Annotated in this window: 3 protein-coding genes and 1 pseudogene; 2 read left to right on the forward strand and 2 right to left on the reverse strand. The window is 70.3% G+C overall.

The annotated features are described in order from the left end of the window. The first annotated feature begins 84 nt into the window (after positions 1-84). Both ACFU53_RS45570 and ACFU53_RS45575 read left to right on the forward strand, forming a co-directional pair. The gene (locus ACFU53_RS45570; protein WP_384005997.1) at positions 85-3,228 is read left to right on the forward strand and encodes a family 78 glycoside hydrolase catalytic domain; all 3,144 of its coding nucleotides are present in this window, start codon (positions 85-87) and stop codon (positions 3,226-3,228) included. A 173-nt stretch (positions 3,229-3,401) separates the two neighbouring features. After that, on the forward strand, positions 3,402-6,449 hold the full coding sequence (locus ACFU53_RS45575; protein WP_384005999.1) for a family 78 glycoside hydrolase catalytic domain: 3,048 nt from the start codon (positions 3,402-3,404) through the stop codon (positions 6,447-6,449). 45 nt (positions 6,450-6,494) lie between these two features. On the opposite strand, the gene ACFU53_RS45580 is transcribed toward ACFU53_RS45575, so the two are convergent. Both ACFU53_RS45580 and ACFU53_RS45585 read right to left on the reverse strand, forming a co-directional pair. Beyond that, positions 6,495-6,593 carry a Beta-galactosidase C-terminal domain gene (locus ACFU53_RS45580; protein WP_384006001.1) on the reverse strand — a complete coding sequence of 33 codons (99 nt, stop codon included), beginning with the start codon at positions 6,591-6,593 and terminating at the stop codon, positions 6,495-6,497. A 25-nt stretch (positions 6,594-6,618) separates the two neighbouring features. Beyond that, positions 6,619-6,714 (reverse strand): annotated as a pseudogene (locus ACFU53_RS45585) (beta-galactosidase); the annotation flags it as partial.

Below are 6,714 nucleotides of genomic sequence, written 5' to 3' on the forward strand. Positions count from 1 at the left end.
GCCACGCTCCGTGGCCGACGGCTCTTTCCGGCACCTGAATGAAACGTTTAAACCCACCAACGTGTGATCGATCGGAGGTTCGGTATGCCCGACGTCCCGAGTGAGGCGTTGAGCCGTAGACAGGTGGTCGGCACCATGGCCGCCTCCGCGGCGGGTCTGGCCGCACCCGTCGTTCCCGGGCTGCCCGTGGCGGCGGCCCACGCCGACGAGGACGGCGGACGGGGAGCGAGGGTCACCGGGCTGGCCGTCGACGGCCGCGAGGACGGCCCGCTCGGCGTCGACGACCCCGCGCCGCGCCTGAGCTGGCGGGTGAGCGGAGCCGCCGCGGGATGGACGCAGGCCGCCTACCGCATCCGCGCGGCGCGCACCGAGAAGGACCTCGACCGGGGCCGTCTGCTGTGGGACAGCGGCAGGACCCGCTCCGCGGCCCAGACCGACATCGCGTGGCACGGCCCCGCGTTGTCCTCGCGCTACCGGGTGGTCTGGCAGGTGCGGGTGTGGAGCACCGACGGCGACGCGACACCGTGGAGCCGGCCCGGCACCTGGGAGATGGGGCTCCTGAAACGCTCCGACTGGGGCGAGGCCCAGTGGATCGAGTACCCGGGCCGCACCGTCGAACAGCCCCTGCCGGTGTTCGCCCGTGCCTTCCGGGTGGACGGCGGACAGGGAAAGGTCGTCAGGGCGCGGCTGTATCTCTCCGGCGTCGGACTGCACGAGGCCCGGCTCAACGAAGAGCCCGTCACCGACGAGGTGCTCGCCCCGGGCAATTCCAACTACCAGCTCTCCACCGAGTACCGGGCGTACGACGTCACCCGGCTCATCCGCTCCGGCGCCAACACCCTGGGCGTCGAACTCGGCCACGGCACGGCGCTGGTGACCCGGTCCGTCACGAACCCCACGACCGGCCGCACGGCCCCGTACAGCTGGTGGCAGAGCCAGTTCAAGGGCAGCGGCAGCCTTGTCGCGGACGCCGTCGCAGGGGCCACCACCGTCAAGGTGAGCAGCGTGGCCAACTTCCACGTCGGCGGCAGCGTCAACATCGACACCGGCGACGGCGGACGGCGTCTGGAGTCCCGGACCATCACCGCGATCGGCACCGCCGGCGCCGACGGCACCGGCATCACCTTCGAGCCCGGCCTCTCCTCCGCGCACGCCGACGGAGCCGCCGTCACCGGCTCCGGCAACTCCCTCGCCGGCACCGACCCGAGCGCGGGCGCCGCCGTCTCTCCGCGGCTGATCGCCCGGCTGGAACTCACGAGGGCCGACGGGACGGTCGAAACGGTCGTCAGCGACCGCACGTGGCGAACGGCCCTCGGCCCGACCGTCACCGCCAACTGGTACTCCGGTTCCGACCACGACGCCCGCCGCGAGCAGCCCGCCTGGACCGCCTCCGGCGCGGACCTCGGCGAAACGGCGAGGCGGCGGGACGGCACTCCAACGGGCTGGATCGACGCCGGTATCGCTCCGCCGCCGAACCTGACCACCGAACTGGTGTGGCGTGTGGCCGAGCCGCTCAAGGTCGTCGACAGGCTCCGCCCGGTCGCCGTCACCCAGCCGCGGCCCGGCGTATGGGTCTTCGACTTCGGGCAGAACTTCGCCGGCTGGCCCCTGCTGGAGCTCGACGGCCCGCTCCCGGCCGGTACGACGGTCAGGCTGTATCCCGCCGAGTCGTTGAACGCCGACGGCACCGTCAACCAGGCGTCGATCATGGGCGGCGGTGCCGCGCGCGGTACCCATGTGTTCGCCGCCTATACGACGTACGGCGACGAGCGGGGCGAGCGGTGGCATCCACGGTTCCACTACTTCGGGATGCAGTGGCTGCAGGTGACCGGCCTGCCCGACGGCTATGTACCGACCCGGGACACGGTGACCGGGCTCCAGATCCACGCGGACGTGCCGGCCGCAGGCTCCCTGCGCACCTCCGACGACCGGATCAACCGCGTTCACCGCATGGCCCGTTACTCGATCATGAGCAACGTCATGTCCACCTTCACGGACTGTCCCGGCCGGGAAAAGCTCGCTTACCCCGCCGACTACGTACAGCCCTTCGGATCCCTGCACCGCACGTTCGGATACGCGGCCTACCTGCGCACCATGCAGCGTCATCTGGTCGAGGGCCAGTCCCGGGCCGGTGCCGACATCGGCAACGTGGCGCTCAAGGCCCCGGTGTACGACTGGGGGTACACCGGCCGGTTCGGCGACGAGATCAACTGGGGCAACGGCATCATCCTGGTGCCGTGGCTGCTGTACGAGACGTACGGCGACACACAGACGATGAGCCGCTCCTACCCGCAGATGCAGGCGTTCCTGAACTACATCAGGACCAGGAAGGCCGGCACCGGCGCGGACGCCTACCTCGTGGACGCGGCCCTGGCCGACTGGATCGCCAGTGAGAACACCTCCGGCCGGATCACCGGCACCTGGGGCTACCACCAGATCGCCGACCGCATGGCCCGGATGGCGGCCCTGATCGGCCGTGACGCCGACGCGGCCGAGTACCGCAACCTCGCGGCCAACATCAAGGACGCGTTCAACGACGCCTTCTACAATGCGGCCCTCGGCCGGTACACCGCCGAGGGCGACCGGGGCTCCGCCGGAGCGACGCAGGCCGCGCAGGCCCTCGCGCTCGACGAGGGCCTGGTACCGGAGGCCGAACGCGGGAAGGTCCTCGACGCCCTCGTGGAACTGGTCCACGCCCACCGGCCGTTCGGGGGCGGGCCGCATCTCAGCGGCGGCACCATCGGCCTCGCCCCGATCGTCCGGGCCCTGCACGAGGGCGGCCACGACGATCTCCTGTGGGACGTCCTCCAGGAGGACACCCGCCCGAGCTACGGCCACTTCATGGCTCCCACCACAGCCAATCCCCAGGGCCTGACGACCGTTCCCGAGCAGTGGGACATGGGCAACTCCAAGAACCACATGATCCTGCTGCAGATCGAGGAGTGGTTCCACAGCGGCGTGGTGGGCATCCGCCAGGCGCGAGGCAAGGCCGGCTACCGCGAGCTGGTCATCGACCCTCGCCCGGTCGGCCGACTCACCCGTGCCGAGGGCAGCTATCGCACCCCGTACGGCGTGGTGTCCGCGCGGTGGACCCGTAAGAACGGCAGGTTCCGGCTCCGCGTGGAGCTCCCGCCGAACACCACGGCGGAGATCCGGATGCCCACCGGCGACCGTGCCACCCGTGTGGTCGGCTCAGGCCGGCACACGTTCACCACCCGCGATCTGTGACCGATCTTCCCCGATCGAAAGGACCTGAAGGCGTGAGCCACGAAGGGCGCAGTGCAGACGATGCCGACCGCGATGGCCGCGAGGGGATCGCACCTCGCGGCCATGGACCGGCGTTACGTCGCCGAACCATGCTCGCAGCGACAGCCGGCGCCATGTCGATAGGAGCCAGTGCCATGGCAGGTGGAACGAGTGCGGCGGCGGAGACATCACGCCGCCCGCACGACAGCCCCGTACGGGGGCTGACAGTGGAACACCGCACCGATCCCCTCGGTGTGGACGCCGACCGCCCGCGCTTCGGTTGGCGCACGCGGTCCGCCGGCAGGGGCTGGCGACAGGGGGAGTACCAGATCCTAGTCGCCAGCTCCCCGGGCAGGCTGACAGCCGCGCGTGCCGACGTCTGGAACAGCGGGCGTGTTCGCTCCTCGGACTCGGTGGCCGTCCGCTACGCGGGCAAGTCCCTGCGTGCCTCGACCCGTTACCACTGGACCGTCAGTGTCTGGGACGCCGACGGCCGTGCGGCCGGTACCGCGTCCCCCTCCGTCTTCGAGACCGGCCTGATGAGCACCGACGGTGTGGCCGGCTGGGACGGGGCGCGGTGGATCGGGATGAAGGGGAAAGCCCCCAACTCGGCCGGCGCCCCCATGCTGCGGAAGGAGGAGACCCTCAAAACCGGCAGCCGTCGGCAGGTGCGCGAGGCGCGGCTGTACATCTCGGCCCTCGGCGTGTACGAGGCCTACGTCAACGGACACCGGGTGACCGTCGAACAGGACGGCGTCCCCACGATCGAACTCCTGCCGCCGGGCTGGACGAACTACGACGCCCGGGTCAACTATATGACCTACGATGTCACCGACCTCGTGCCGCGCAGGCCCGACGTCACCCTCGCCGTCGTCCTGGGCAACGGCTGGTACAACGGCCGTGTCTCCGACGGCAGCACCTATTACGCGAAGGACGGCAACGCCCTCGCGGTCAAGGCGAAGCTGCTGATCCGGTACTCGGACGGGACGACGCAGACGGTCGTCACCGCTCCGGACGGCGGCTGGAAGGCCACCGACACCGGCCCTTACCGGGCCGACGACATCTATGACGGCCAGACGTACGACGCCCGCGAGGAACTGCCGGGCTGGACCTCGCACGGATTCGACGACGCCGCCTGGCCTGACGTGGAACGCGTCGCCTTCGAGGACAAGTACCCGGACGTGCGGTTGCTCGCCTACCCCGGGGAGACCGCGCGTTTCATCGACCGCTGGGACCGGCGGCCGCAGTCGATCACGCTCGCCACCGGTGTGACGGGACAGGAGGGCAGCCCCAACGGCAGAGGGCGCATCGTCGTGGACCCGGCCCGTACGGTGACCGATCCCGCGCAGGCGGCCTCCGCCTCGGTCACCATCGGCAGCGGCGAGACCGCCGTCTTCGACCTCGGTCAGAACATGGTCGGAGTGGCCCGCTACGGCGTGCGCGGCCCGGCCGGCGCCAAGGCCGAGTTCAGGTTCGGCGAGATGCTCAACGACGACAGCGCCGGCGCGGACGGCCCCGAGGGCTCCGTCTACCGGGCCAACCTCCGCAGCGCCAAGGCCACCAGCACGTACATCCTCAAGGGCGACCCGAAGGGGGAGACCCATCAGGACTCCCTGACCTTCTACGGATTCCGCTACGTGTCCGTCACGGCGTCGGAGACCGTCACGATCACCCGGCTGACGGGCAGGGTCGCCACCTCCGCCGTCCGCGAGACCGGGACCGTCACGACGAACGATCCGGACGTCAACAAGCTGGCGAGCAACATCCGCTGGGGCCAGCGCGGCAACTATCTCTGGGTGCCCACCGACTGCCCGCAGCGCGACGAACGCCTCGGCTGGACCGGCGACACCCAGGTCTTCGCCACGACCGGCCTCTACAACGTGGACGCCGGTGTCTTCCTCAGCCACTTCCAGGACACCGTCGTCGACTCCCAGACCATCTACGGAGCGGACAAGGCGCAGTACACCGGCGTCGCACCCGGCGGCCGCTACAACTTCCCCGGCGGTGGCAGCGGTTGGGCGGACTGCGGAGTCGTCCTCCCCTGGACCCTGTGGCAGATGACCGGCGACGCGACGGTCGTCGAGCACAACTGGTCGTCAATGGTCCGCTATCTGGACTGGATCCAGGAGCAGACCGGCGACACCTACGCCGGGCAGGGATCCCTCACCGGCGACTGGCTCGCCCCGCAGAAAACCAGCGCCCAGCTGATGAGCGACGTCTACTACGGCTACTCCGCCCAGTTGATGGCGCGGATGGCCCAGGCGATCGGCCGGTCCACGGAGGCCGAGGCGTACGAGCGGCTCTTCGGACGGATCAGGCAGGCGTTCGTCACCAAATACCTGGGCACTGACGGCGGCCGCGTCACTCTCAAGTCCGGTCTGGGCGAGGCCTCCCCGATCGAGCCGGGCGCCGATCCCAACCAGAAGACGGAGGACAACAGCCAGAGCGCGCTGCTGTGGGTCCTCAAGCTAGGCTTCTACGAGACCGAGGCGCAGCGCCGCACGCTCGTCGGACTCCTGGCGGACAACATCGGCAACGACGCGGCCTACAAGGAGGCGCACCCGGACAGTATCCGGGTCAGGTACGCCGAGAACACGCTGTCCGTCGGGTTCCTCGGCGTCAACGTCCTCGCCCCCGTCCTCACCGATGAGGGACGCGCTGACCTGGCGTACAAACTGCTGCACCAGGACGCGCTGCCGTCCTGGCTGTTCTCGGTGAAGAACGGCGCCACGACCGTGTGGGAACGCTGGAACTCCTACTCCGAGGACGCCGGGTTCGGCCCGGTCGGCATGAACTCCTTCAACCACTACGCCTACGGCGCGATCATGGAGTGGATGTACGCCTACATGGCAGGCATCGCCCGCGACCCGGACAGCCCCGGCTTCAAGCGCTTCCTCCTCCAGCCCCACCTCGATCCCACGGGGAAGATCACCCGGGTCTCGGGGGCGTACGAGTCGCCGTACGGCGAGATCCGAAGCGCGTGGGCGGTCGAGGAAGGGGGCCGGACCCTGGCGTACGAGGCGGTCGTGCCCGCGAACAGCGAGGCCACCCTGCGCCTCCCGGCCGTCTCGGCAGACTCGGTCCGCGAGGGTCGCACCCCGTTGGCGCGAGTGGACGGCGTGCGGTTCCTCGGTCACTCGGACGGGGTGTCCTCGTACCGCCTGCTTTCGGGCCGGTATCGACTGACCGCCGACCTGCGCTGACGCAGGAAGGCCCGGCACCACGGGTCCGCGGTGTCGGGCGCCAGGTCAGCGCGCTTCGCGGATGACGGCGACGCCACCCGGTGGGACGGTGGCGATGCCGTCGACAGGCGTGCCGGTGAGGAGTTCGACACCCTCGGCCGGCACGTCGGCTCCCTGGCCGGCGTGGTCAAGTGGTCGCGGGGAGGTCCGGAGAGGCCCGGCGCAGCACCTCGCGTTCGGCGGTGCACAGCGAGAGGAGTTCGTCGGAGCAGAAGCGGCGCCAGTC

It is taken from the genome of Streptomyces sp. NPDC057474, assembly GCF_042802555.1.
Taxonomy (GTDB): Bacteria; Actinomycetota; Actinomycetes; order Streptomycetales; family Streptomycetaceae; genus Streptomyces.

Excerpts from the sequence above, each read along its gene's own strand:
- ACFU53_RS45570 (WP_384005997.1), top strand. The coding sequence starts at position 85 with ATGCCCGACGTCCCGAGTGAGGCGTTGAGCCGTAGACAGGTGGTCGGC.
- ACFU53_RS45575 (WP_384005999.1), top strand. The coding sequence starts at position 3,402 with ATGGCAGGTGGAACGAGTGCGGCGGCGGAGACATCACGCCGCCCGCAC.